Annotated in this window: 23 protein-coding genes; 21 read left to right on the forward strand and 2 right to left on the reverse strand. The window is 45.3% G+C overall.

Annotation, left to right across the window (positions count from 1 at the left end):
* Positions 1 to 77 precede the first annotated feature (77 nt).
* Genes ENN47_08260 through ENN47_08285 form a run of 6 tightly spaced genes read left to right on the forward strand, consistent with a single transcriptional unit; the run spans position 78 to position 6,141 of the window.
* On the forward strand, positions 78 to 488 hold the full coding sequence (locus ENN47_08260; GenBank protein ID HDP78160.1) for a MaoC family dehydratase: 411 nt from the start codon (positions 78 to 80) through the stop codon (positions 486 to 488).
* Positions 485 to 1,489 carry a hypothetical protein gene (locus tag ENN47_08265; protein ID HDP78161.1) on the forward strand — a complete coding sequence of 335 codons (1,005 nt, stop codon included), beginning with the start codon at positions 485 to 487 and terminating at the stop codon, positions 1,487 to 1,489. Before ENN47_08260 ends, ENN47_08265 begins: the two co-directional genes overlap by 4 nt.
* Entirely contained in the window at positions 1,486 to 2,862 is a 1,377-nt protein-coding gene (locus ENN47_08270) for a permease (GenBank protein HDP78162.1), read from the forward strand. Before ENN47_08265 ends, ENN47_08270 begins: the two co-directional genes overlap by 4 nt.
* The gene (locus ENN47_08275) at positions 2,859 to 4,421 is read left to right on the forward strand and encodes a D-lysine 5,6-aminomutase subunit alpha (GenBank protein HDP78163.1); all 1,563 of its coding nucleotides are present in this window, start codon (positions 2,859 to 2,861) and stop codon (positions 4,419 to 4,421) included. Before ENN47_08270 ends, ENN47_08275 begins: the two co-directional genes overlap by 4 nt.
* Complete coding sequence (locus ENN47_08280; GenBank protein HDP78164.1) at positions 4,414 to 5,190, forward strand: hypothetical protein; 777 nt, start codon at positions 4,414 to 4,416, stop codon at positions 5,188 to 5,190. Before ENN47_08275 ends, ENN47_08280 begins: the two co-directional genes overlap by 8 nt.
* Positions 5,191 to 5,238: 48 nt before the next feature.
* Entirely contained in the window at positions 5,239 to 6,141 is a 903-nt protein-coding gene (locus ENN47_08285; GenBank protein ID HDP78165.1) for a diacylglycerol kinase family lipid kinase, read from the forward strand.
* Here the strand turns inward: ENN47_08285 and ENN47_08290 are convergent.
* A complete protein-coding gene (locus tag ENN47_08290; GenBank protein HDP78166.1) occupies positions 6,133 to 7,002 on the reverse strand; it encodes a hypothetical protein in 870 nt (289 codons plus the stop codon). The genes ENN47_08285 and ENN47_08290 overlap by 9 nt on opposite strands.
* Positions 7,003 to 7,006: 4 nt before the next feature.
* A complete protein-coding gene (locus tag ENN47_08295) occupies positions 7,007 to 7,450 on the reverse strand; it encodes a PspC domain-containing protein (GenBank protein ID HDP78167.1) in 444 nt (147 codons plus the stop codon).
* A gap of 375 nt (positions 7,451 to 7,825) precedes the next feature.
* Between ENN47_08295 and ENN47_08300 the strand changes: the two genes are divergently transcribed.
* The 15 genes from ENN47_08300 to ENN47_08370 all read left to right on the forward strand — a co-directional run bounded on the left by ENN47_08300 (position 7,826) and on the right by ENN47_08370 (position 23,376).
* Positions 7,826 to 8,839: a LacI family transcriptional regulator gene (locus ENN47_08300; GenBank protein HDP78168.1), complete on the forward strand. Its 1,014-nt coding sequence runs from the start codon at positions 7,826 to 7,828 to the stop codon at positions 8,837 to 8,839.
* Positions 8,840 to 8,860: 21 nt separating this feature from the next.
* A complete protein-coding gene (locus ENN47_08305) occupies positions 8,861 to 9,304 on the forward strand; it encodes a D-ribose pyranase (protein HDP78169.1) in 444 nt (147 codons plus the stop codon).
* Positions 9,305 to 9,373: 69 nt separating this feature from the next.
* Positions 9,374 to 10,222, forward strand: a complete 849-nt coding sequence (locus ENN47_08310) for a BtpA/SgcQ family protein (protein ID HDP78170.1) — start codon at positions 9,374 to 9,376, stop codon at positions 10,220 to 10,222.
* The gene (gene rbsK, locus ENN47_08315; GenBank protein ID HDP78171.1) at positions 10,215 to 11,159 is read left to right on the forward strand and encodes a ribokinase; all 945 of its coding nucleotides are present in this window, start codon (positions 10,215 to 10,217) and stop codon (positions 11,157 to 11,159) included. Before ENN47_08310 ends, rbsK begins: the two co-directional genes overlap by 8 nt.
* A 3-nt stretch (positions 11,160 to 11,162) precedes the next feature.
* Positions 11,163 to 12,656, forward strand: coding sequence for a sugar ABC transporter ATP-binding protein (locus ENN47_08320; protein HDP78172.1), 1,494 nt, complete (start codon positions 11,163 to 11,165; stop codon positions 12,654 to 12,656).
* Between the two features lie 5 nt (positions 12,657 to 12,661).
* Positions 12,662 to 13,627, forward strand: coding sequence for an ABC transporter permease (locus tag ENN47_08325; GenBank protein ID HDP78173.1), 966 nt, complete (start codon positions 12,662 to 12,664; stop codon positions 13,625 to 13,627).
* Positions 13,628 to 13,654: 27 nt separating this feature from the next.
* Positions 13,655 to 14,545, forward strand: coding sequence for a D-ribose ABC transporter substrate-binding protein (locus tag ENN47_08330; GenBank protein HDP78174.1), 891 nt, complete (start codon positions 13,655 to 13,657; stop codon positions 14,543 to 14,545).
* A 322-nt stretch (positions 14,546 to 14,867) separates the two neighbouring features.
* A complete protein-coding gene (locus ENN47_08335; protein HDP78175.1) occupies positions 14,868 to 15,494 on the forward strand; it encodes a TetR/AcrR family transcriptional regulator in 627 nt (208 codons plus the stop codon).
* Positions 15,487 to 16,341, forward strand: a complete 855-nt coding sequence (locus ENN47_08340; protein HDP78176.1) for an ABC transporter ATP-binding protein — start codon at positions 15,487 to 15,489, stop codon at positions 16,339 to 16,341. The genes ENN47_08335 and ENN47_08340 overlap by 8 nt, the downstream gene beginning before the upstream one ends.
* A complete protein-coding gene (locus ENN47_08345; GenBank protein HDP78177.1) occupies positions 16,341 to 17,381 on the forward strand; it encodes an ABC transporter permease in 1,041 nt (346 codons plus the stop codon). Before ENN47_08340 ends, ENN47_08345 begins: the two co-directional genes overlap by 1 nt.
* Positions 17,382 to 17,392: 11 nt before the next feature.
* Positions 17,393 to 18,403 (forward strand): ABC transporter permease, encoded by a 1,011-nt coding sequence (locus ENN47_08350; protein ID HDP78178.1) that lies wholly within the window; start codon positions 17,393 to 17,395, stop codon positions 18,401 to 18,403.
* A 321-nt stretch (positions 18,404 to 18,724) separates the two neighbouring features.
* Positions 18,725 to 19,888: a Gfo/Idh/MocA family oxidoreductase gene (locus ENN47_08355; protein ID HDP78179.1), complete on the forward strand. Its 1,164-nt coding sequence runs from the start codon at positions 18,725 to 18,727 to the stop codon at positions 19,886 to 19,888.
* Positions 19,889 to 19,903: 15 nt separating this feature from the next.
* The gene (locus tag ENN47_08360; protein ID HDP78180.1) at positions 19,904 to 20,896 is read left to right on the forward strand and encodes a sugar phosphate isomerase/epimerase; all 993 of its coding nucleotides are present in this window, start codon (positions 19,904 to 19,906) and stop codon (positions 20,894 to 20,896) included.
* Positions 20,897 to 20,907: 11 nt separating this feature from the next.
* Positions 20,908 to 22,401 (forward strand): sugar ABC transporter ATP-binding protein, encoded by a 1,494-nt coding sequence (locus ENN47_08365; GenBank protein ID HDP78181.1) that lies wholly within the window; start codon positions 20,908 to 20,910, stop codon positions 22,399 to 22,401.
* A complete protein-coding gene (locus tag ENN47_08370; GenBank protein HDP78182.1) occupies positions 22,402 to 23,376 on the forward strand; it encodes an ABC transporter permease in 975 nt (324 codons plus the stop codon).
* Positions 23,377 to 23,379: the final 3 nt, after the last annotated feature.

The following is a 23,379-nucleotide window of genomic DNA, read 5'->3' on the forward strand; positions in this document are numbered from 1 at the left end:
AATTCGATGAGTTTCGAGCCCACGGCACTCCAGAGAAGAGACAGAATAAGGAAGTGGAAGGAGAAGAAGGTGAAGAGATGAGATTCGAAGATTTCTTTGTAGGCCAGTGCTTCTCTACCAATAGAAGAATCACTTCAGCCATGGTGGATTCCTTTGCAGAATTGACGGGGGACAGGAACCCCGTTCATACAGACGATGAGTTTGCAAGAAACTCGCGGTTTGGCAGAAGAATTGCTCACGGTATGCTCTCGGTAGGAATAATTTCGGCCATTCTCGGAAATGAATTCCCGGGACCAGGTTCCATCTATATGAAACAGGAAGTGAAGTTTCTGAAACCCATTTTCCTGGAAGAGGAAGTGAGGATAAGTATAGAGATCCTGGAGAAAATCACTGAGAAAAAGAGATTGGTAGTAAAGACAACTGTCGAGAAAAATGACGGAGAGAAGGCCGTTGACGGTGAGGCCCTCCTGCTTTTCACGGGAGAATGAAGAGCCCGACCAGCATTTCGCTGTTAACTGAGAATCTGAGAGTGGTATCGATAATTGGCCTCGAGAAAAACACAGGCAAAACAGTGGTGCTGAACAAGTTGCTGAAGGAATTCGGAGAAAAGGGGATTACTGTAGGAGTTACATCGACCGGTCTTGAAGGCGAAAGAAGAGACCAGATATATCTTAATGAAAAACCCGAGATAAGTCTAAGAAGAGGAACGTATTTTGCAACGTCTGAGAAAGACTTCCGAAATCGACAGTTTTCAGCTACCGTAATTGATCTGAAGGATTACAGATCCCCTCTTGGAAAAACTGTTTTTGCAAGAGCCGAGACCGATGGAAAAGTCATTTTATCGGGACCATCGATTTTGCAGTATCTTCTTGAAGCGGTAAGTATCTTGAAATCATATGGCTGCGAAAGAATTCTGATAGATGGTTCGACGTCACGAAGGAGTCCAGGAGCCCCTCTTGTTTCCGACGGAATAATTCTCGCGACAGGTGCGGCACTTTCAATGAATATGGAGGAATTGTGCCGAAAGACTCTCTTTGCCGTCAAGTTGATCTCGCTAAAGGCAACTGAACCGAAGCTACTGAATCGCATGCTCTCACTAGAGGGTGGAGTGTGGATAGAGAACGGCGGGACATTCGAAAAACTGTCCTCCTCTGCATTAACCACATCGTACCCAAGGGCGAAAATCGCAGGGAAAACGATCTTCATCGATGGATCGCTGACATCTTCCGTTCTTCTCTCTCTGTCAGAAAGAGGAACGAGAGTGGTGGTGAAGGATTTTTCGCGGATCTTTGTCGACGAACGAAGCCTGATGAAGTATGAAAGAGCTGGCGGTCGACTGGAAGTTCTTCATCCTGCCAATCTTATCGCAGTAACTGTGAATCCATTTTCTCCAACAGGATTCAAGTTTCATTCAAGAGAACTGATAAGATCACTCGAGGAGAAGATTGATGTGCCCGTTGTCAATGTTATGGAGGAGATTCTAAAGTGAAAGATCTAGATTGCGGATTTGAATACATAATCTCGCTTATCGACCCAATAACTCCCATGGGGAGAGAGCAACTACGCAATCTACACTTCATGAACGACGCAAACGAGATAAACGAATCTCATCAAAGACAGCTTGATATGGCTGAGAAAGGAAAAAAGCTTGCTTCCATCAAAGTAATTCTTTCAAGAATCAGAGATATCAGGGGTACAATTTCTAATCTCTCTTCGGGACTTGTTCTGGATGATATTGAGCTGTTCGAAATAAAGAGCTTGGCTTATTGGTGCGGAAAACTTAGAGAGGAACTGGGGAGATGTGCTTCTTGGATGCAGCTTCCAGATCTTTCTGCTGTGTTTTCAATTCTAGATCCAGACAATTCGGGGACCGAAAGCTTCTATATTTCCGACTGCTGTGATGATTCTCTGGGCAGAATCAGAAAGGAGATTCACAGGCTTCAGCGCATCGGAGTTGAAGATAAGGAATCGGAACTTAGCCGGCTCCTACAGGAAGACTTCGAGATCGAGAGCAGGGTAAGAGCTAGGCTTTCAAAGAGACTTCTAGGAAACTGCGAAGCCATCGACGAAGCGATGGAGGTTATTGGAAAGATAGATCTCACAATCGCTCTCACTGATCTCAATCGAAAACTTGGCCTGGGAAAGCCGGATATTAGCTCAGGAGAATATGAGTTCGAAGATCTCGTAAACCCAGAAATATCTAGAACCCTTAACCTGAGCGGGAAGGAATTCCAGCCCTTTTCAGCGAAGCTGGGAAGGAAAGTCGTGATCATTGGCGGAAACATGACCGGAAAATCCGTTCTTCTCAGGACTGTAGCACTCCTTCAAACAATGTTTCAACATGGTCTTTTTGTTCCAGCAAGAAATGCACTCATTCCTGTATACGATACGGTCATTTATTTCAGCGGTGACAAGCAGTCTTTCGTTGACGGGCTTTCTTCGTTCGCAGGAGAAATCGAACATATTAGGAAGGCAATAGAAACTGTCGATTCCGATACTAGCGGCCTGTTTCTTTTCGACGAAATAGGAAGAAGCACAAATCCAGTTGAAGGACCAGCCTTTCTCATGGCTTCTGCGGAGTACCTTTACCGAAGCGAAAAATGTCGATCCGTTTTCACTTCTCACTATGAAGAGGCGCTAGGCATTGAGGAGGCCCAGATGTTCATAATTAAAGGTGTCGATCACGAGAAGATAATCAAAGAAAAGGGCAGGGATGTCTCTTATTACGTGGATCACTCACTTGTAGAAATGGGAAGTAACGAGTCTTTTCCAAAAGAGGCAATAACAATCGCCCGTCTAATGGGACTTGACAGGGAGTTTATCCAGCTTATCATAAGAAAGATGAAGGGAGGTTGTGAATGAAAGGGAAATTGAATCTTGACGAGAGAAAAGTTGCGGAGGCCAGGGATTACGCCGAAACAATTTCCGGCGACATTCATGATTTCGTTATTCAACACACTACGGTTAGCGTCGAGAGAGCGGTCTGTCGGCTGTTGGGTATAGATGGAGTCGACGATTACGGAGTTCCGATGCCGAATATTGTCGTAGATCACCTCAAATCAGCAAATCTGATAAAGGAAGGTGCTGCATACGTTGTTGGCAATGCCTTGCTGGTAACCGGCCTAACTCCGCAGAGGATTGCTGAGGAAATCTCTCGAGGAAGAATGGATCTCAGAAGCATCGATTATAGGCCCCAAAATGAAGTTTTCGACGCTATCGATGAATTGGTGAGTGAGACAGTTGAGAGAATTCAGTCGAATCGCAAAAGACGCGAATCTTTGATTCGTGAACTTAGTGAAGGGAGAAAACCGTATCTCTACGTTATTGTAGCTACGGGAAACATATATGAAGATGTAGTACAAGCAAAGGCAGCCGCAAGGCAGGGAGCAGATATTGTGGCAGTAATAAGGTCTACTGGCCAGAGTCTGCTTGATTACGTTCCATATGGACCAACGACAGAAGGTTTTGGGGGTACATACGCCACTCAAGAGAATTTCGGAATAATGCGGTCTGCGCTTGATGAAGTTGGAGAAGAGGTAGGAAGATATATCAGGCTCTGCAATTATTGCTCCGGACTTTGCATGCCGGAAATTGCGGCAATGGGAGCTATTGAAAGACTTGATGTCATGCTGAACGATGCCCTTTACGGCATCCTGTTCAGAGACATAAACATGAAGAGGACAATAATCGACCAGTACTTTTCAAGGGTTATTAATGGATTCGCCGGAGTAATAATCAATACCGGTGAAGATAACTACCTGACTACTGCCGATGCCTATGAAGAAGCCCACACGGTTCTGGCTTCCCAGTTCATAAACGAAAGGCTGGCGCTGATGGCCGGAATTCCTGAAGAGCAGATGGGACTCGGACATGCCTTTGAAATGGACCCGTCAATAGAAAACGGCTTCCTGTATGAGCTCGCTCAAGCGCAGATGAGCCGGGAGATATTTCCGAAGGCCCCACTTAAATACATGCCTCCTACAAAGTTCATGACAGGAAACATTTTCAGAGGTTACGCCCAGGATACTCTTTTCAATGTGATTTCCATCATGACTAATCAAGGCATTCAACTCCTTGGAATGCTTACCGAAGCAATTCACACTCCTTTCATGAGTGACAGGTATCTTGCGATTGAGAATGCGCGCTACATTTTCAGCAATTTACGTGATCTTGGCGATGAGATAGTATTCAAAGAAGATGGCATTATCCAGGCAAGAGCCTCAACCGTGCTCAACGAAGCTCTGGCCCTACTTAGAGAAATCGCTTCCGTAGGTCTGTTTGAAGCGCTTGAAAAAGGCACATTTGCCAATGTCAAACGGTCTCAGCATGGTGGAAAGGGACTGGACGGAGTCGTCGAAAAAGCTTCCATGTACAGAAACCCATTTATCGAGAAGATGCTTGGAGGAAGACAAAATGGATGATTTCTCAGTAAATAAAGAGGAGAGAGTCTCGAAAATCGACCTGAGCAGAATAACTCCATATGGGGATACAATGAATGACGGCAAAGTTCAGCTGAGTTTCACCCTTCCTGTCCCGTTTGGTCCCGAAGCCGATGAGGCAGCGAAGTTATTGATGAGGAAAATGGGGTTGAAGAACCCACAGGTTGTTTTTTCAAAGGAGATGACATCTGACTTCACTTTCTTCGTCGCCTATGGTGAGTCCTCCCACACTTTAGACTACACATCAATCCGGGTCCCAAAGATTGCATTAGAGAAAATGTCAATGGACGATGTCGACAAATTCATTGAAGAGCGAATAAGGAGAAAGATTGTTGTAGTAGGAGCTAGTACCGGAACTGACGCTCACACAGTAGGAATCGACGCGATAATGAACATGAAGGGTTTTGCAGGTCATTACGGACTGGAGCGATACAAGAATATTGATGCCTATAATCTAGGCAGTCAGATTCAGAACGAGGAACTGGTGGCAAAGGCAATCGAACTCAGTGCAGACGCCATTCTAATATCGCAAACAGTCACAGCAAAGAACGTTCATCTCAAGAATATGACTTCGCTGGTTGAGCTTCTTGAAGCCGAAAACCTTAGAAAGAGAGTCATCCTGGTAGCCGGCGGAGCAAGAATAACTCATGAGCTTGCAAAAGAACTGGGATACGATGCTGGATTCGGTCCGGGAACTTTCGCAGAAGACGTGGCCTCCTTTATAGTTCACAGACTTGAATCAATGACCTGAAAACTTGTGATAGAATCTACCATTGAAGCATAGGCGGAGGTAAACGGATTGAAAACGCTCGTAGTAGTTAATCCAAATGCTAGCCACGGTGAAGCCGGCAGAGACTTTGAGAACAGTATCTCTACATTGATTCGTGATGAAATCGGTGACTATGACCTCCATGTGACAGCGTGTCAAGGAGATGCTATGGACTATGTTTCAAGAAACTCTGATTACGAAAGGATAATCAGTGTCGGAGGAGACGGAACACTAAACGAGATTGTGAACGGAATGATCGCTGGCAAGTCTGGAGCTTCAGTGGGAATCATCGCCATCGGTTCTGGCAATGATTTTGCAAGAGCTATCGATCTCAAACACGACTACAAGGCAATGGTCAAGATCGCTTCAGGAAAGAAAACACGCGAAGTAGACTTACTGAAGGTTTTCTACAAGGACTTCAAGGGCAACAAGTCCCTCAGGTATGCAGTGAATGTCATCGGAGCGGGGTTCGATGCCGCAATTACAGACAGAATGAACAAATCAAGATTCAAGACGAGCGGCAAGATGGCTTATCTACTCTCCTTTCTGATAGAGTACATAACCTCAAAGACCTATCCTTTGAGTTACATTGTCGGCGGGGAAGAAGTCTCCGGCAGTTTCTTCTTTCTTACAATGGCCAATGGAAACTACTTTGGCGGAGGAATGAGAATAGCGCCCAAAGCTCTTGTGGACGATGGGCTTGTTGATGTTGTGGGAGTGTCAAAGATGTCTAAACTTCGCTTGCTTTACCACTTTCCAAAAATCTACCGCGGTGAGCATCTATCAGTTGACACCGTTAGCTATCGGACAGCCAAAAACATCTCCGTGAGGAGCGACAGAGACGTCATTATTCAGATGGACGGAGAAGTTATCGGAAGTCTTCCCATGGAAATTTCTATCTGCGACAAAGTTCTGAGGATCGCCTCAGTCTGAAACCTTCAGGTTCAAGATTGCACTTTCAAATGAGAGATAAGAGCTGAAGTCAAAGGATTCGCCCTCAAATACATACTCCCCAGTACCTGTGTATGGCAGGTCCGTCTTGACATTCTTGATCGCGGCGTTTGCTCTCAGAATTGATCTGATATTATCCGGGACAGAAATCTCAGAGTTGATTATCGCCGCATTTACCCTTATGTCTGTGGGTCCAACTTCAGACATATCGAGCTCTGCCTTAATAATTGCTCCGTTAAGTTTCAGTTCGTCAACTTTCAGTTCTCCCAGATTGAACCTGCTGTTCATAACCGCGCTATCAAACTTCAGGATATAGTTATAATTGGGGTTCAACTTCATCACAATCGTACTTGTTCCTAACCACGAAACATTTGAATCTGGCCTGATCACAAACTTCTGAGATAGCTGAGTTTTGTCCTCTTCGATCCTGAGATTCGAACCACGCACAGTGTAATCGATGACGGCAGCCGTTGACGATGCCTCTTCTTCCAGGGCCTCAACGGTGATGTTAGCCATCGCAAGGTTTAACTGAATCTCGATACTCCTGGATGATTCCAAAGCCTCAAGGGTTGCAGTATCCTTCACCGCTCTCTCGCCAGACAGAAACGGAGACGGCCAGAAAAAGATGAATAACACAAAGACTATTATCAGCAAGGCATTCAGATACCTGATCCATCTCAGTCCCTTTATACTTGAGAGAATACTAAATCCAACAAACACAAGGATAATCGGCCAGTAATTCGCAAGATTGACAAAAGCATTTAGAAGAGTGTCACCGGTAAATAAACCGAAAATAAGCAAGACCCCGACTAATACGAAGATCAGTCCCATCGCGATTTTCATAGAATCATCTCCTGCTGATGGATTTGTAAATGACAAAACCTCCGCCTGCGATCAGAACCACTCCAATAACCAGCTTCCAGAAAACACCGCTGAAAATATTCCACGGTGTGAAGGATCCCAATAGGAGAGCTATTCCGAAGACTATGAGAATTCCTGCAATTATCAGTTTGCTCTTGTCATCGGATATACCCGCTTTCTCGCCTTCTTCAATCGGCTTTCCTTCCTCATCCATTATTACAACATTGTTTTCACTGTTTATAGGAGCCCTGGGTACAATAAACATGCCAATAATGTATATTATTAAGCCAGCTCCGCCTGCGAAAACCAGCGCTACGAACACCAACCTGACTATCACCGGATCGATTCCAAGATACTCTGCTATTCCTGCAGCCAGACCGTCTATCACTTTGTCCTTTCTGGACTTGTAAAGCCTCTTCTCTGAGCTCACATAACCACCTCCCGCGATGACTTCTGTGCAATAATACTACAAAAACCTCATACATTATAATACGATCTGATCAATTTCCACAAACACTAAGCCGAATGCGATTTCTAACAGTTCTCGTTTGACTAGTTTTTCTGCTTCTGCAAAGCCAAACCTTCAAATTATCCTATCATTTCGCCTGCACCCGCTGGTCGAAATAAGCAGGCTCCACATTGAATACTTGCGATTTTATTAGCAAAACTATTTTAATCACCCTCCTTCAAAGATAACTGCTTTCATTCAAACATAACTGGGTTTTGAATACAAGTTCATGCATGATACACTGTAGTTAAACGATTAACTAAACGTTTAACTAGAAATCGAGTGAGGGTCGATGAAATGGCTAATATGAAAGATGTTGCCAAACATGCTGGAGTATCGGTCGCCACAGTATCAAATGTAATATCTGGGAAGAAGTTCGTGAGTCCTGAACTGAAGAGCGCTGTCCTTGAATCCATAAACGCCCTTCAGTACAGACCAAGTAAAATTGCCAGAAGTCTGAAAATTCGAAAGTCATTTCTGGTTGGACTTCTGGTTCCAGATATAACTAATCCGTACTTCGCAGAGATTGCAAGAGGCGTGGAAAGCATTGCCCTCGATCACGATTATCAGATGTTTCTTTGCAACAGCGACGGAAAGAGTTACAGAGAAGAAGAGACGTTGATTTCCTTCCTTGGCCACGGAGTTGATGGTGTGATCAATGTTGCACCCAGAATGGAAGAGGGGCTTCTGGCAGATCTCTCAGATGGAATGCCCATGGTGATTCTTGACAGGCATCTCACAATCGAGAATCCGCTAATTGACGTAATATACACGAATAATTTCAAAGGTTCTGCTCAATTAGCCAGACACTTACTAGACAAAGGCCACAGAAGATTCGCCTGCATAGCAGGACCAAGAGACGTACCCAGCGCAGTTAGAAGGCTTCAGGGATTCTGTAGCGAGCTCGAGAGAGATGGAATACGCGAAGGAGATATAAGAATCTATTACGGTGGATTCAAATATGAAGACGGATTCAAGATAATGAAGCAGCAAATATTGAAACTTAAGAACAGACCTACTGCTGTTTTTGCCGGGAATGACATGATGGCGTGGGGGGCAATCGAGGCAGCAAAACAGCATGGTTTAAAGATTCCGATAGATATCTCCATCGCAGGGTTTGACAATGTTCTTTACTCGTCACTAGTAATCCCGGCGATGACGACTGTGAATCAGCCAAAGTATGAAGCTGGAAGGGCAGCAATGAAGTTGCTTCTTGAGAAGATAATGAAGAAGCAAAGTGGGGAAGATGTCCACACGAGAAAGATGGAGCTGGATTCACAGCTTATAGTGAGGGAATCAACTGAAATATGACAAATCAATGGAGGTGAAGGAATGAAGACAAAGGGTATTCTTCACAACGATCTTGCAAGAGAAGTGGCAAGACTTGGCCACGGCGACATGTTAGTTATTACAGACAGAGGGTTTCCATTTCCAAGGCACGAAAACACAATCTGCATCGATGTATCGGTAGGAAGGGATCTCCCCAGGTTCGTAGATGTCGTTAAGGTCGTACTGGAGGAACTTGAAATCGAGAAGGTAATTATCGCTGACGAAACTAAATCGGTAAGCCCCGAAATCTATTCACAACTGAAGGAAATTGTTTCGCAAATCAAGAACAAGGGGAACGACATAGTAGAAGAGAATATCCCTCATCCAGAATTTAAGGATCTAGTTCTAAATGGCAGTCTCCAAGGCAAAGAAGTCAAAGTGTTCGTGAAGACAGGAGAGTTCACTCCCTACGCGAACATCATACTCGTTTCCGGAGTAGATTTCTAGATATTTTCTCTGTTCATCGATCAAGGATACTGTTTTGCAGCTGCGCCGAAAGACAAAGAGGTGGTAATCGTGAAAAGAAACAAGGAAGTTCTTGAAGAAATATTCGAAATCGACAAACCCATTATTGGAATGATACACCTGCGTCCCCTCCCAGGTTCGCCAAGATATGATTCTGCCAGGTTTGGAATGAAGGAAATAATCAAGATCGCCGTTGAAGAGGCGCGAACCATGGAGGATTGCGGTGTCGACGGACTTCAAATAGAGAATATCTGGGACTTCCCTTATCTCAAGGGTGAGAAGATCGGTCATGAAACCTCAGCAGCCCTGGCAGTGGCGACTCAGAAGGTTCGGGAAGCCGTAAGAATTCCAGTGGGAGTGAACTGCCATCTCAATGGAGGGAAGGTTTCGCTTGCAGCGGCTGTTGCAGCAGGAGCCAGATGGATAAGAGTCTTCGAATGGGTGAATGCATATGTTTCTCACGCCGGTTTGACAGAAGGTATCGGGGCAGAACTCGCAAGATATAGAAAACTCCTCGGCGCAGAAGACGTCAAGTTCATGTGCGACGTCAATGTCAAGCATGGAAGCCATTTCATCATTTCAGACAGAAGTGTGGAGGAACAGGCCCACGATGCAGAGTCTGAAGGCGCAGAAGTACTAATAGTTACGGGATTTGAAACAGGACAAGCACCCGATGCTGAGAAAGTAAGGAGTTTCAGCGATACCGTTGGTGTTCCCGTGATAATCGGTAGCGGCCTAACGGAAGATAATGCGAGTGAGTTACTGAAATTCTCTGATGGAGCGATTGTTGGCAGTTACTTCAAAAAGGAGAACAACTGGAAGAATCCTGTGGACCCCGACAGAGTGAAGAAGTTCATGAAAAGTGTCGAGTCTCTTCGAAGGGAGGCTAAAGATGGTTGATTTCGACTTCAACGGAGAGATTCTGTGCATGGGAAGTATGAATATGGATCTTGTTATGGTAATGGAGAGCCTTCCAGAGCCAGGTGAGACAGTTATTACTGACAACTTCAGTACCTATCCGGGCGGTAAAGGTGGCAATCAGGCGGTTGCGGCTGCAATGAATGGCGCCAAGGTTCAGATGTTCACTAAACTCGGCGGTGACGGATTCAGCGTAGAGTTGGTTGGTTTGATGAGTGAAAAGGGAGTCGACACTTCCAGAATTCTCAGAGATCCCGAAAGAACAGCCGGAATAGCAATGATACGAGTTGACAAGAAGGGCCAAAACTCGATTTCATTCACTCCAGGCAGCAACGCATTACTCTCTCCCGCTGATGTAGAGAAGAACTCGGATCTCTTCCAATCGGGAAGAATTCTTTTGCTAACCATGGAGATAGCAGAAGAGACTATCTACAGGGCAATAGAACTGGCTCACGAGAAAGGCATGTTTACCATTGTCGATCCTGCGCCTGCCCCAAGACAGGGATTTCCCGTTTCCATTGCATCTTTGGTTCATCTCATAAAACCAAACGAAACGGAAGCGAGGATACTCACCGGTATAGAAGTACGCGATAAAGAGTCGGCACGAAATGCTCTTGAGAAACTCAAGTCGCTGGGTTTCAGATTGCCGATAGTCACTCTGGGTGAAAAGGGCATCGTGGGCCTCGATGAAGATTGCTTTATAGAGCTCGATCCCTTCAAAGTTAACTGCGTTGATACTACTGCTGCAGGAGATGTTTTTTCCGGAGCGCTGGCAGCAGCCCTTTCAAAAGGTAAAAGCCTTGGACAGTCTCTCGAATGGGCAAATGCAGCTGGAGCGTTAAGTACAACAACTTCCGGCGCCCAGACTTCTATCCCTTCGCCAGAGAGCGTACGGGATTTGCTGGGAAAGCGGGTGTAAGAAGTGCCTGAAACTGTGCTGAAACTCGAAGGAATCCATAAATCTTTTGGAGGCATACACGCACTGAAAAATGTAAGCTTCGAACTCGCCGAGGGCGAAGTCCACGCGCTTCTTGGGGAGAACGGCGCCGGGAAATCAACGTTAATCAAAATCCTTACCGGCGTCCACAAAATGGATTCTGGATCTATTCAAGTGAGAGGAAAAAATGTGACGATCGAAGACCCTGTCGATGCTAGACACAAAGGAATCGGAGCAATATATCAGGAGCTCAGTCTGGTAGACTCCCTTACGGTTGCAGAAAACATTTTCCTTGGCCACGAGCCAACAAAGTCTTTCTTTGGCTCCATCAAAAGGAGAGAGCTTTTGGATAAAGCGGCAAAGTATCTTTCCTCCTTTGCGATTGCTGTGGATCCGAGTGCTTTTGTGGGCGACTTGGGACTTGGCCAGAAAAGGATAATAGAAATCATCAAAGCTCTCTCTATCAATGCGAATATTCTTCTTTTGGATGAACCTACAACCGGGATGAGCAGAGCGGAGATTGACACACTCTTCAAGATCATGGATGACCTGAAGAAGAAAGAAGTAAACATGGTCTACATATCTCACCACCTAGATGAGGTTTTTCGCGTTTGTGATAGGGCGACTGTATTAAGAGACGGCCAGAACGCTGGAACATTCGACATTCGTTCGGTAGATTTGAAGACGCTTGTCAAATCAATGCTGGGAAGAACGCTCAAAGAGGAGTTTCCCGTTCGAGAAGGGACCCCGTCAGAAGATATACTCCTTGAGGTGAGAGAGTTCAGAACAGAAAAGATGTTTGCTCCAATCAACTTCTCTCTTAGAAAAGGGGAGATACTGGGAATTACGGGAATAATTGGCTCTGGAAAGAGTGAGCTAGCACTTGGACTCTTTGGAGCAGACAGGTCTCTGAAGGGTGATATTTCGCTCGCAGGTAAGGCTGTAAGTCTGAAGTCGCCTGATGATGCAAAGAAACGCGGCATTTCCTTCATCCCTGAGGATCGAAAAGGCCAAGGCCTTTTTCTAAGGCTTAATGTAGAGCACAACATCTGTGTTGCAAATATCGATCTTGCCATTAGCAAAGGGGTAATTTCCAACAAGAAGAAGTCGCAGCTCGCAAAGGATACATCTGGAAAGTTGAGAGTGCGTCCGCTAGACATAAAGATGGCAGTTCAAAATCTTTCCGGCGGTAATCAGCAGAAAGTAGTTATTGGGAAGTGGCTATGCGGTGAACCCGATGTCCTGATTCTAGATGAACCGACCCGCGGAATCGATATTGGCGCAAAGACTGAGATCTATTCTCTGATAAATTATCTTGCCGACCGCGGCACGGGAATTCTAATAATGTCTTCTGAGTTCAGAGAGATGAGTGCGATCTGTGATCGAATACTTGTTATAAGAAAGGGTGAAATAGTAGGAGAGTTATTCGGTAAAGAATCATCGACAGAGCAGTTATTGACACTGGCACTTGGAGGTTAGGGCAGATGGAAAACAATATCGAGAAAACGGATAGATCTGCGTTTTGGGCAAAATTTCTGAAGATGCTCAAAGGAGAGTTGGGGCTGATTCTAATTCTTGTGATCCTGATGGTAGTCTTCTCAGTGATATCTCCCTTCTTCTTCAATTCCAGAAATCTGCTGAATATAACCAGGCAGGTGTCGATAACCCTAATAGTCGCCATCGGAATGACCTTCGTCATTCTAACTGGAGAGATAGATCTTTCTGTAGGTTCTTCCGCGGCATTGGTAGGAGTTGCAACCGCAGCCGTTCTGACTGTCACAGGCTCAATATTTATGGCTGTGATTGCGGGGTTGGCTCTTGGAGTTGGTATAGGTTTAACTAACGGTGTGCTCACTGTATATGGAAAGGTTCAATCCTTCATAGTAACGCTTGCAATGATGGGAATTGCGCGTGGAGTGGCGTTAGTGTGGACGGGCGGGAAACCCATATCGAGATTGCCTTCAAATTTCGGAATCATGGGTGCCGGTTATCTCGGACCGGTTCCGGTTTCAACGATAATTGCGGCCGGAGTCTTTCTTCTTGCATTCTTCATTTTGAACAGAACAAAGCATGGAGTGTATATGAAATCAATCGGAGCTAATAAGGAGGCTGCAAGGCTTTCGGCTATTCCCGTTAAGAAATACAGGGTGCTTGCTTTTGCAATTTCCGGTCTCATGAGCGCCCTTGGTGGCATTCTCATAACTTCCAGATTGCTATCGGCGCAACCAAATGCCGCAGAAGGGCTTGAGATGAATGTCATTGCTGCGGTGATACTTGGCGGAGCCTCCCTTTCAGGAGGAGTGGGAACCGTGTTAGGCACACTCCTGGGAGCCATGGTAATAGGTGTTATTGATAATGGAATGAATCTAGTTGGAGTTTCATCGTTCTTTCAGCAAATCGTTAAAGGAGTCATAATACTCGTTGCCGTACTGGCAAAACGTAGTGATTAAGATTACCTATCAAAAAGGAGGGGTAACATGAAACGAATGCTTTTGGTAGTTTTGATGGTTGGATTGCTGGCACTAACTGGTCTTGCGGCCAAGACCATTGGATTCTCAGTTTCCACGCTGGCGAATCCCTTTTTCGTAACCATGAAAGAGGGTGGAGAGGCAAAGGCAAGTGAACTTGGGTTGGAACTGATCGTTCTAGACGCACAAGACAAACCGGAAACTCAATTTGCTCAGATTCAGGATCTTATAACGAGAAGGGTTGATGTACTTATCATCAATCCAGTTGATTCAGATGCAATAGTATCGGCAGTTCTGGAAGCAAATGCGGCTGGAATCCCGGTAATTACAGTTACAAGACCTTCGAATGGAGGAGTTGTGGCGCAGCACCTTGATATTGATAATAAAGAAGCCGGAATGCTTGCTGCAATAGCAATGGCAGAAGCGCTTGACGGAAAGGGAAGAGTTGCAGTTCTTGAAGGAATTCCCGGCGCGCCCTCGGCAGTAGACAGACAAGCTGGTTTCATGGACGAGATGAAGAAGTACCCCGGTATCGAAGTCGCTGCGTCACTGACAGCAAATTACTCAAGGGAAGAAGGTGCGAGAGTCGCTGACGACATTCTTCAGGGGAACCCTGTTCTGGATGGAATTTACGGTCACAATGACGAAATGGCTCTTGGTGCTGTGAGATCTGCGATTGCAGCAGGAAGGCTGAATGAAATCAAGATCGTCGGAATCGATGCAACTGACGATGCAATTGCTGCAATTAAGGCTGGAGAAATGGTTGCAACAGTTCAGCAGCAGCCTTACCTGCAGATGCAGATGGCAGTGATAGCGGCACAGAGAATCATCAACGGCGCAAGCGTCGAACCAAAGGTTATCATTCCTCTGAAACTAATAACTATTGACGTTCTTGAGTAAGCAGAATCTTCTCTGGAGAGCGGCGGGATGCCGCTCTCTTTTTTATTCTCCAGTGATTATCAGTCTGTCGCGATTGACAAGTAATATATCAACTCAATATCAACTGATTGTTCGCTTCTCTTGATTTTCTACAGATGCCTTCTGAAGTACCGAGTTTTAGAAGAGAACCTTCATGAGATCTAACAAAATCGGCCCGTCACAGGATCTTCTCTTTAATCTCGACTTAACATGACCGTTCGGTCATGTTAAGGGATAAGACCTCTTGCAGTGTATACTATGACTGATCGGTCATGTGACTATGTGGTCATTAGGAGATGAGTGAGTGCCTACAGAGACTTTTTTCAATTTGTCTGATGAAAAGAAGGAAAGAATAATCGAGGCAGCCATAGATGAATTTGCCGAGAATGGTTTTGAAAACGCCAAGATAAATGAAATAGTAAGAAAATCCTCCATTCCTAAAGGCAGTTTCTATCAATACTTCAGAGACAAGAGCGATATCTTCAAGTGTGTTCTGGACATTGTCTTCGAAAAAAAGATGCAGCTTATGACCAGTATTAGAGACTCTCTTGAAAGATCAAGCATTTTTGAGATTCTGAAAATTATGGTTGAGGCCGGTATCAAGATGGCCGAGGATGATCCACGGCTTTCAAAAATCAGCGATGACTTGGTCACCAACAAATCATTGATGAACAAAATCCTTGGAGAGTACGCTCCCTCAAGCGATGATCTGATAAATTCTTTGATTAAGCGGGGTAAAGAAAGCGGCGAGATCGCTGAGTGGGTCGATCCAGAAATGACGGCTAAGCTCATCACTGCATTCATGCTATCGCTTAGCGAAATGGTCAGATCCGACAGTGAAGGAATGCTTTCGGAACGAGCAAGAGACAAGTATCTTTCACTTATCAAGTTGCTTGAATACGGTATGAAAAGGAGAGAAGACCATGATTGAAGTCAATAACCTCTATTACTCGTACGGTAATGATACGGAATATGCGGTAAAGGGCATTTCATTTGAAGTGAAAGAAGGTGAAGTGTTCGGCTTCTTGGGTCCCAACGGGGCAGGTAAGTCGACAACCCAAAAGATATTGACCGGCCTACTACCTCTCCAGAAAGGCTCTGCAAGGGTTATGGATGTCGATGTTTCAAAAGCCACCTCAGCCTTCTATAACAGAATCGGCGTATCTTTCGAAAATCCGAATCTTTATCTCAAGCTGACGGGTCTCGAAAACCTTGAATACTTCGCCAGCCTTTACGATGTACCCACAGCAGATCCAATGAGTTTACTGGAAATGGTCGGTCTAAAAGACGCTGCTGGAAGGAAGGCAGGGGAGTACTCGAAGGGAATGCAGCAAAGACTTGTCTTTGCCCGTTCTCTCATCAACAGTCCGAAAATCTGGTTCCTTGACGAACCCGTATCGGGGCTCGATCCCTCGACTTCCGCGTCAATAAGGAAGGTTATCAAAGAAAAGAACAAGGAAGGCACGACGATATTCCTAACAACGCATAACATGCATGTAGCGGATGAACTATGTGATAGAGTGGCATTTATAGTTTCTGGAGAGATCTCCCTCATTGACTCTCCAAGAAACTTGAAACTGAGGTACGGGAAACGCCTCGTAGAACTAGAGTACAAAGCAAATGGCTCACTCAGAAAGGAAAGCATCTCTCTTACCCAGCCGACTGACAGAGAAAGACTGAATTCTCTGATCAACTCCGAAGTAATCGAGACGATTCACTCTAAGGAAGCCACTCTCGAAGAGATATTCATAAAGGCTACTGGAGAGGAGTTGAAGTAATGAGACTCTTCAAAAACGTTTTGAAGGAAGTCAAACTTGGATGGAGAAGCCACTTCTTCTTGTTGACGGTGGGACTGGCGATAGCTTACTTCCTCTTGATGACCTTCTTGATCCCCGAAGATCTCTCAACTAACATCGAACTGGTCTTGCAAGCTGAAAATGACGAACTGCCGAACATGTTGGATCTCGATTACAGTGAATCACAGGCCTCACTTTCCATAGTAGAAAGCCGGGACGAAATGAATAGAATAATGGACGGGAAATTCAACAGCATCGGAATTATTGTCAGAGGCAGTATATCTTCTCCATCGGTCGAACTCGTTTTCCAGGGCCATGAAGATGCCGAGACCAAAGAATTCATTAAACTCTTCGTTGCAACCTTTTTGACTGGTCCTAATGATGAATTTGCCTCTGAAAGTAACATTGAGTACCTTCAAGAGATTCCAAGCAGATCGGATAATATCCCCTTCAACAAGTCCTTCTTACCCATATTCTTGATGTTCGAAGCGGTGATGATGGGAATGATAATGGTCTTTGCAATGGTATTTAGTGAGAAGTCGCAAAAGACTCTCCACGCATATTCGGTGACACCCGGAAAGATCTGGGAATACCTGGGAGCGAAAGTAATACTTCTTGCGCTTTTGGGAATTATCTTCGCTTTCATTCTCACTCCTCTGGTCGTGGGCTTTGAGGCCGATTACTCCAAACTCATGATAATAGTTGCTGTCGGCAGCTTTCTATCAACTTCTGTCTCCCTCACAGTGGCAAGCTTCTACAGGAATTTATCTCAGTCAATGGCCGCTATGCTTGCTCTGACAGTGATTTTCACGTTGCCTATGCTATCGTACTTTTCAGAAGGCTTTTCTCCATGGTATCTCAGAATTCTTCCAACCTATCCCATCCTTTTTGCTTTAAAGGGGGCGGTTTTTCCAGAGTTCAGTTCATCTGAGATTTCTGGCTTGATTCTAGTTGCGATCGAAGCAGCTGCCGCTTTTCTGATTGCAGTGACGACCTACAAACTCCGACTGAGAAAAGGTTAGGTGATGGAGAGATGAGCATTAAGAGAATATTCAATATCTTCAGAATCGATGTTGTCAACGGTAGCCGGGATAAGATGGTGATATATATACTCCTTGCTCCAATCATCTTTTCATTCTTCTTCAGGGTAATTGCTCCCGGGTTTCATAATCTTTCTCTGAATTTCGTCACAATCAGCGGGCAAGAAGAGATTGCGGAGACCTTAAAGAAGTTCGGCGACATTGAATTCGCTGTATCTGAAGCCGAATTGAAAGAAAGAGTCGGAGGCACGAGCGATGTTGTCGGCCTATATCATGACGGAAAATCATATAACCTCGTTCTTCAAGGAAACGAATCGAAGGAAATCGAAGGAGCTGCAAAACTGATTTTGTCTGGAATTCAACTCGATGTATGGAAATCTCTCGAAGTGGAAGAGAGCAATAGAGGAAGACTCGTTCCTCCGATTACGGTATTCGGTTTCAGCTTTGTAGTCATTATCTCTTTTGTTCTTGGCGGTATGGTTATTGGATTCAACATAATAGAAGAAAAAGAGTCCGGAGCTATGAGGGCTCTCATGGTAACTCCTATCACAAAGAACGAACTAATTTTTGGCAGAAGTGTCATGGGAATTGTGATACCTCTATTCCATGCGCTCGTTGCGACCTTGATATTCGATATTCCCAGCATCGACTATCTGAAGCTGATTATCGTTAGCGTTGTGAGCTCGATAATCGGAGTAGTTGTCGGTTTTCTTATCGGTGTGGTTTCATCCTCTCAAATGAGCGGAATTGCAAACATGAAGATTAGCGGCTGGCTTCTGCTTATGCCCGTAATGTTGGCTTTCATACTTCCAGAGAGAGCGCATTGGATATTTTCCTGGTCTCCTACTTACTGGTCATTCGTAGCGTTACGGGATATTATAAACCTGAGCTCAAAATGGGATGGTTTTTCTTTCCAGATTTTGTGGATCTGCCTAACGACAGCTTTATTATTCCTTTTGATGAAGAGTAAGATAAAAAGGGGACTCCAGACTTATCAAAACTGAAGCGGGGCATTCTCCCGTCGCCCTTATTCCACTGGATAAATATTTTTATGGAGCAAAAAATTAAAGGCACTATGGCAACATATGTGCAAGCGTCTTCTAAGCGCTCCAGGAACGATCTGAGATGATTACGGTTCATCTAATGAAAACAGCAAAAATCAATTCAGTTTCTCACAAAATTCTTCCATTTTCCTCCTGTTATTTGAGCCAGATATGATGCAAGAATTCAGTCCAATTTTAGCTATAATTTTAGAGAATAGGGGAATTTCCTCCTTTTCTCTGTTTTCTGCCGTAAGAAAAACAAATATACTCGAGGTGAGAGAGATGATTGAAGGCAAAGAGGTCGCCTCAGCGGGTCAGCTAAAATACGGAATGGTAGGTGGAGGCGAAGGATCTTTTATTGGTGATGTTCATAGAAAAGCAATAGCGATGGACGGTCTTGCAAAACTTGTTGCTGGCTGTTTCTCGATCTATTACGACGACACAGTTAGAACCGCGAAGAAACTCTGCGTTTCTGACGATAGAGTCTACAAAGATTTCAAGGAAATGGCCTCCAAAGAGTCTGCTAGAGAAGATGGAATAGACTTTGTGAGTATCTGCACCCCAAATGCCACTCACTTCCCAATCGCAAAGGAATTTCTCGAAACAGGTATTAACGTTGTTTGTGAGAAACCTCTTACTGTTGATGAATCAGAAGCAAAAGAGCTGGCTGCTCTTGCGAAAGAGAAGAATCTTCTCTTCGCGGTCACCTACGCTTATTCTGGTTATGCAATGGTCAAACATGCCAGAGAAATGGTACTAAGGGGCGATATTGGAGAAGTTCGAGTTGTCATGGGCGAGTACGCACAGGATTGGCTGGCCACTCGATTAGAAGACACGGGGAATATGCAGGCTTCCTGGAGAACCGACCCCTCTCAGACAGGGAAATCTAATTGTGTCGGAGATATTGGAAGCCATATTGAAAACACTGTGGCTTATATTACAGGCTTGAAACTGAGCTCGCTTTGTGCCAGTCTGGACTCGTTTGTTCCCGGCAGATCGCTGGATGACAACGCTGAGATTCTCGTCAGATTCGACAATGGGGCCAGAGGAGTATTCTGGGCATCTCAGGTTGCAATCGGTCACGACAATGGTCTTAAGGTGAGAGTTTTCGGAAGCAAGGGTTCTATAGAATGGGATCAGGAAAGCCCTAACTACCTGAAGGTTGCTTATGTGGGGGAACCGGTTCAGATTCTTTCAAGAGGCGGAGGTTATATGCTCCCCTCTGCGGCAAACGTCTCCAGAATACCTGCGGGACATCCTGAGGGCTACTACGAGGCTTTTGCGAACATATACAGGAATTTCGCAACGACTCTTATAAAAAAGAAAAATGGAGAAGATCTGTCTGGCGCCGACTTCCCCACAGTGGAGGATGGTCTGGCAGGAGTTAGATTCATTGGAAAGGCAGTCGAGAGCTCCCAGAAGGGAAGCGTTTGGCTAGATCTGTGATTAGGAGGCTTTATTATGGGTAAGAGACCTGTTACGCTATTTACCGGTCAGTGGGCCGACCTCACTTTCGAAGAAATTTGTGAAAAGGCCAGTTCATGGGGATATGATGGTTTGGAGATAGCCTGTTGGGGCGATCATATGAATCTCGAGATGGCTGCGAAGGATCCAAAGTACGTCGATGAGAGGAGGCGAATCCTCGAAAAATACAATTTAAAGTGCTGGGCCATCGGAGCACACTTAATGGGGCAATGTGTAGGTGATCTTTACGATGTCAGACTGGACGGCTTCGCGCCGGCAAGCTGTGAAGGAAGTCCTGAAAAGATTAGAGCATGGGGCATCGAGCAGATGATGTACGCGCCAACGGCCGCGAAGAACATGGGCTGTTACACGGTGACCGGCTTTACGGGTTCCCCTGTTTGGAAGTTCTGGTATTCGTTCCCCCAGACAACGGAGAAAATGGTGGAAGATGCTTATCAAGAGATAGTTGATCTCTGGACGCCTATTTTCGATAAGTTTGATGCCGAAGGAATTACCTTCGCCCTCGAAGTTCATCCCACTGAGATTGCGTTCGATTATTACACTGCTGAAAGGTTGCTAAAAGCATTCGATGGCAGAAAAACGCTTGGCTTTAATTTCGATCCAAGCCACCTAATCTGGCAGGGAGTCAAACCCCACCTTTTCGTAAGGGACTTCGCTGAAAGGATCTATCATGTACATATGAAGGACGCAGCAGTGACGTTGGACGGAAGGGCAGGGATACTCGGATCGATGATGACCTTCGGTGACACTAGACGCGGATGGAACTTCAGGTCGCTCGGTCACGGTGATGTTGATTTTGAAGAGATAATTAGAGAACTGAATAGAATAGGTTATAGCGGCCCCTTATCAGTAGAATGGGAAGACAGTGGAATGGAAAGAGAGTTCGGAGCTAAAGAGGCAGCAGATTTTGTGAGAAAAGTTGACTTTGAGCCTTCAAACGTCGCTTTTGACGACTCAATGAGAAGTTGAGGAGTGACCTGATGGGTGATGTCCTAATAGAGACCCAAGGAATTTCTAAGGAATTCTCAGGGGTCAGGGTTCTCGACAATGTTGGCATCGAGATAAACAAGGGAGAGATCTTCGGGATAATCGGAGAAAATGGCGCCGGCAAGTCTACTCTCGTTAAGATTCTCAGTGGAATCTACACACCCACAGAGGGAAAGGTCTTCTTTGAGGGTAATGAAGTAGATATTAAGGACCCCTTGCATGCAAAAGCGATAGGCATCTCCATGATTCCACAGGAATTCAATCTGATCAACGAGCTGAACGTCTATGAAAACATCTTTCTAGGCAGTGAGATTACGAGCAAAGGCTTTCTCAAGAAGCGAGAGATGAAGAAGCGGACTGTCTCGCTTCTTGAGGAGCTCAAGAAATCAATACATCCAGAGGAAAAGATTGAAAGGCTTAGCGTAGCCCAAAAGCAGATGGTCGAAATAGCAAAGGCAATTGCATTTGATTCTAAGCTTCTGATAATGGATGAACCGACAACAGTTTTGACTCTAAATGAGATTGAGACTCTCTTTGACCTAATGAGAAATCTCAAAGAAAGCGGTGTCACGATCATCTACATATCTCACAAACTTAAAGAGGTCCGGGAAATCTGCGACAGGGTTATGGTTCTGAGAGATGGAAAGACTATCAGCATCAGCCAAACCGACGAGGCAGATGAAGAAGAAATGGCGAGGAGGATGGTAGGTCGTGATCTTAGCCAGGTCTTTCCCGAGAAGGTTTCACCATCTGAAGAGATTGTCTTTGAAGTTGAGGGTCTATCTTCGCACGGCCTTCTGGAAGACATTTCCTTCGGCCTTCGCAAAGGTGAGATTCTCGGCTTTGCTGGTCTGGTGGGCGCAGGAAGAACTGAGCTTGCCGAGACGATCATTGGCATAAGAAAGAAAGATTCCGGCAAGATCAGCATCAACGGAAAATCAGTCGAGATTAGATCTCCTATCGATGCCGTAAAGAACAAGATAGCTTACTTGTCTGAAGACCGCCAGGGAAGCGGAGTACTCACTTCGTTCGACATGATAAAAAACACCACCCTCATTTCACTGCCCGCCTACTCGAAGATACTGATCAACAACAAGTTGGAGAAGGAGAAAACGAAGAAGTACGTAGACAAGTTCAACATCAGGGCAGCATCTCTGAAAACGAGACTGGAGTTCTTCAGCGGCGGAAATCAGCAGAAAGTGTCTCTTGCAAAATCCCTCGATCCCGAGCCCGAAATATTCATCTTTGATGAACCAACAAGAGGAATTGACGTTAACGCGAAGAGAGAAATATACAGATTCATGAACGAGCTAGTCAGGGAAGGTGTATCCTGTATTCTAATCTCCTCTGAACTTGAAGAAATCATAGGCATGTGTAATCGCGTGATCGTTATGAAAGAAGGAAGGATTACTGGAATCCTTGAAGGAGAACATATCAACGAAGAGGAGATAATGCTTCACGCCACTGGACTCAAGGGGGTTGCTTAGATGGCAAGAGAAAATGTCCGTAGACGATTCGAATACGAGAAGTTTGGTCCATTAATAGCTCTTGCGATTCTATTCGTAATATCTGCTTTCGCCAGCCCGTATTTTCTTCAGACTCAGAATCTTCTGAACATTTTGAGGCAGGTTTCTTATACTGGAATCATAGCGCTTGGAATGACTTTCGTCATCATTTCCGGAGGGATAGATCTTTCAGTTGGGTCTATGGTTGCTCTGGTAGGCGGAGTAGTGATTCTCGCGCTTAACTGGCTTGTTGGGATATTCGGTGCAGGGGGGGAAGCATGGGCCATACTCCTGGCGCTTCTCGTTGGTCTGCTCTTTGGCGCAGGCCTGGGAGCACTTAATGGATTGATGGTTACTCTCGGAAAGATTGCTCCTTTCATTGCCACCCTGGGCACTATGGCAATATTCCGATCGATGGCGTTGTATATCGGAAGCGCAGGTGTTTTCAGATCGGAAAGCAGACTCTTTCCCGATCTGGGAATGGGAAGAGTGCTGGGAATACCAAATCCAGTCGTTGTATTCATAAGTCTCGCAGTCGTATTCGCAATTATTCTAAATAAGACGCGCTATGGAAGATACCTCTGCGCTGTCGGCTCCAATCCAAAGGTTGCAAAATACTCAGCGATAAAAGTCAATCTGACAAGGTTCATTTCGTACGTTGCCGTAGGAATTACCGTTGGATTCTCGGCCGTCTTTCTATCCGCAAGGCTGAATTCCATGAGTTCAACAAATGGTGGTCTGAACTACGAACTGGATGCTATCGCTGCAGTCATAATCGGTGGGACACCAATGACGGGTGGGTCAGGCTCGATCCTGGGAACCGTAATCGGAGCGATCACTCTCGGAATAATTAACAACATGCTGAACATGCTGGGGGTCTCGCCGTATTTGCAAGGAACGGTCAAGGGAGTAGTCATAATTGGCGCGGTCTTGATACAGAGAAAGAGAGCTCAATAACCC

Source organism: Mesotoga infera (genome assembly GCA_011045915.1).
In the GTDB taxonomy this organism is placed as follows: domain Bacteria; phylum Thermotogota; class Thermotogae; order Petrotogales; family Kosmotogaceae; genus Mesotoga; species Mesotoga infera_D.

Coding starts and splice junctions, on each gene's coding strand:
- ENN47_08325 (HDP78173.1), top strand. CDS start 12,662: ATGGAAAACAATATCGAGAAAACGGATAGATCTGCGTTTTGGGCAAAA.
- ENN47_08305 (HDP78169.1), top strand. CDS start 8,861: ATGAAGACAAAGGGTATTCTTCACAACGATCTTGCAAGAGAAGTGGCA.
- ENN47_08290 (HDP78166.1), bottom strand. CDS start 7,002: ATGAAAATCGCGATGGGACTGATCTTCGTATTAGTCGGGGTCTTGCTT.
- ENN47_08340 (HDP78176.1), top strand. CDS start 15,487: ATGATTGAAGTCAATAACCTCTATTACTCGTACGGTAATGATACGGAA.
- ENN47_08355 (HDP78179.1), top strand. CDS start 18,725: ATGATTGAAGGCAAAGAGGTCGCCTCAGCGGGTCAGCTAAAATACGGA.
- ENN47_08345 (HDP78177.1), top strand. CDS start 16,341: ATGAGACTCTTCAAAAACGTTTTGAAGGAAGTCAAACTTGGATGGAGA.
- rbsK (HDP78171.1), top strand. CDS start 10,215: ATGGTTGATTTCGACTTCAACGGAGAGATTCTGTGCATGGGAAGTATG.
- ENN47_08280 (HDP78164.1), top strand. CDS start 4,414: ATGGATGATTTCTCAGTAAATAAAGAGGAGAGAGTCTCGAAAATCGAC.
- ENN47_08370 (HDP78182.1), top strand. CDS start 22,402: ATGGCAAGAGAAAATGTCCGTAGACGATTCGAATACGAGAAGTTTGGT.
- ENN47_08275 (HDP78163.1), top strand. CDS start 2,859: ATGAAAGGGAAATTGAATCTTGACGAGAGAAAAGTTGCGGAGGCCAGG.
- ENN47_08365 (HDP78181.1), top strand. CDS start 20,908: ATGGGTGATGTCCTAATAGAGACCCAAGGAATTTCTAAGGAATTCTCA.
- ENN47_08300 (HDP78168.1), top strand. CDS start 7,826: ATGGCTAATATGAAAGATGTTGCCAAACATGCTGGAGTATCGGTCGCC.
- ENN47_08265 (HDP78161.1), top strand. CDS start 485: ATGAAGAGCCCGACCAGCATTTCGCTGTTAACTGAGAATCTGAGAGTG.
- ENN47_08330 (HDP78174.1), top strand. CDS start 13,655: ATGAAACGAATGCTTTTGGTAGTTTTGATGGTTGGATTGCTGGCACTA.
- ENN47_08360 (HDP78180.1), top strand. CDS start 19,904: ATGGGTAAGAGACCTGTTACGCTATTTACCGGTCAGTGGGCCGACCTC.
- ENN47_08350 (HDP78178.1), top strand. CDS start 17,393: ATGAGCATTAAGAGAATATTCAATATCTTCAGAATCGATGTTGTCAAC.
- ENN47_08260 (HDP78160.1), top strand. CDS start 78: ATGAGATTCGAAGATTTCTTTGTAGGCCAGTGCTTCTCTACCAATAGA.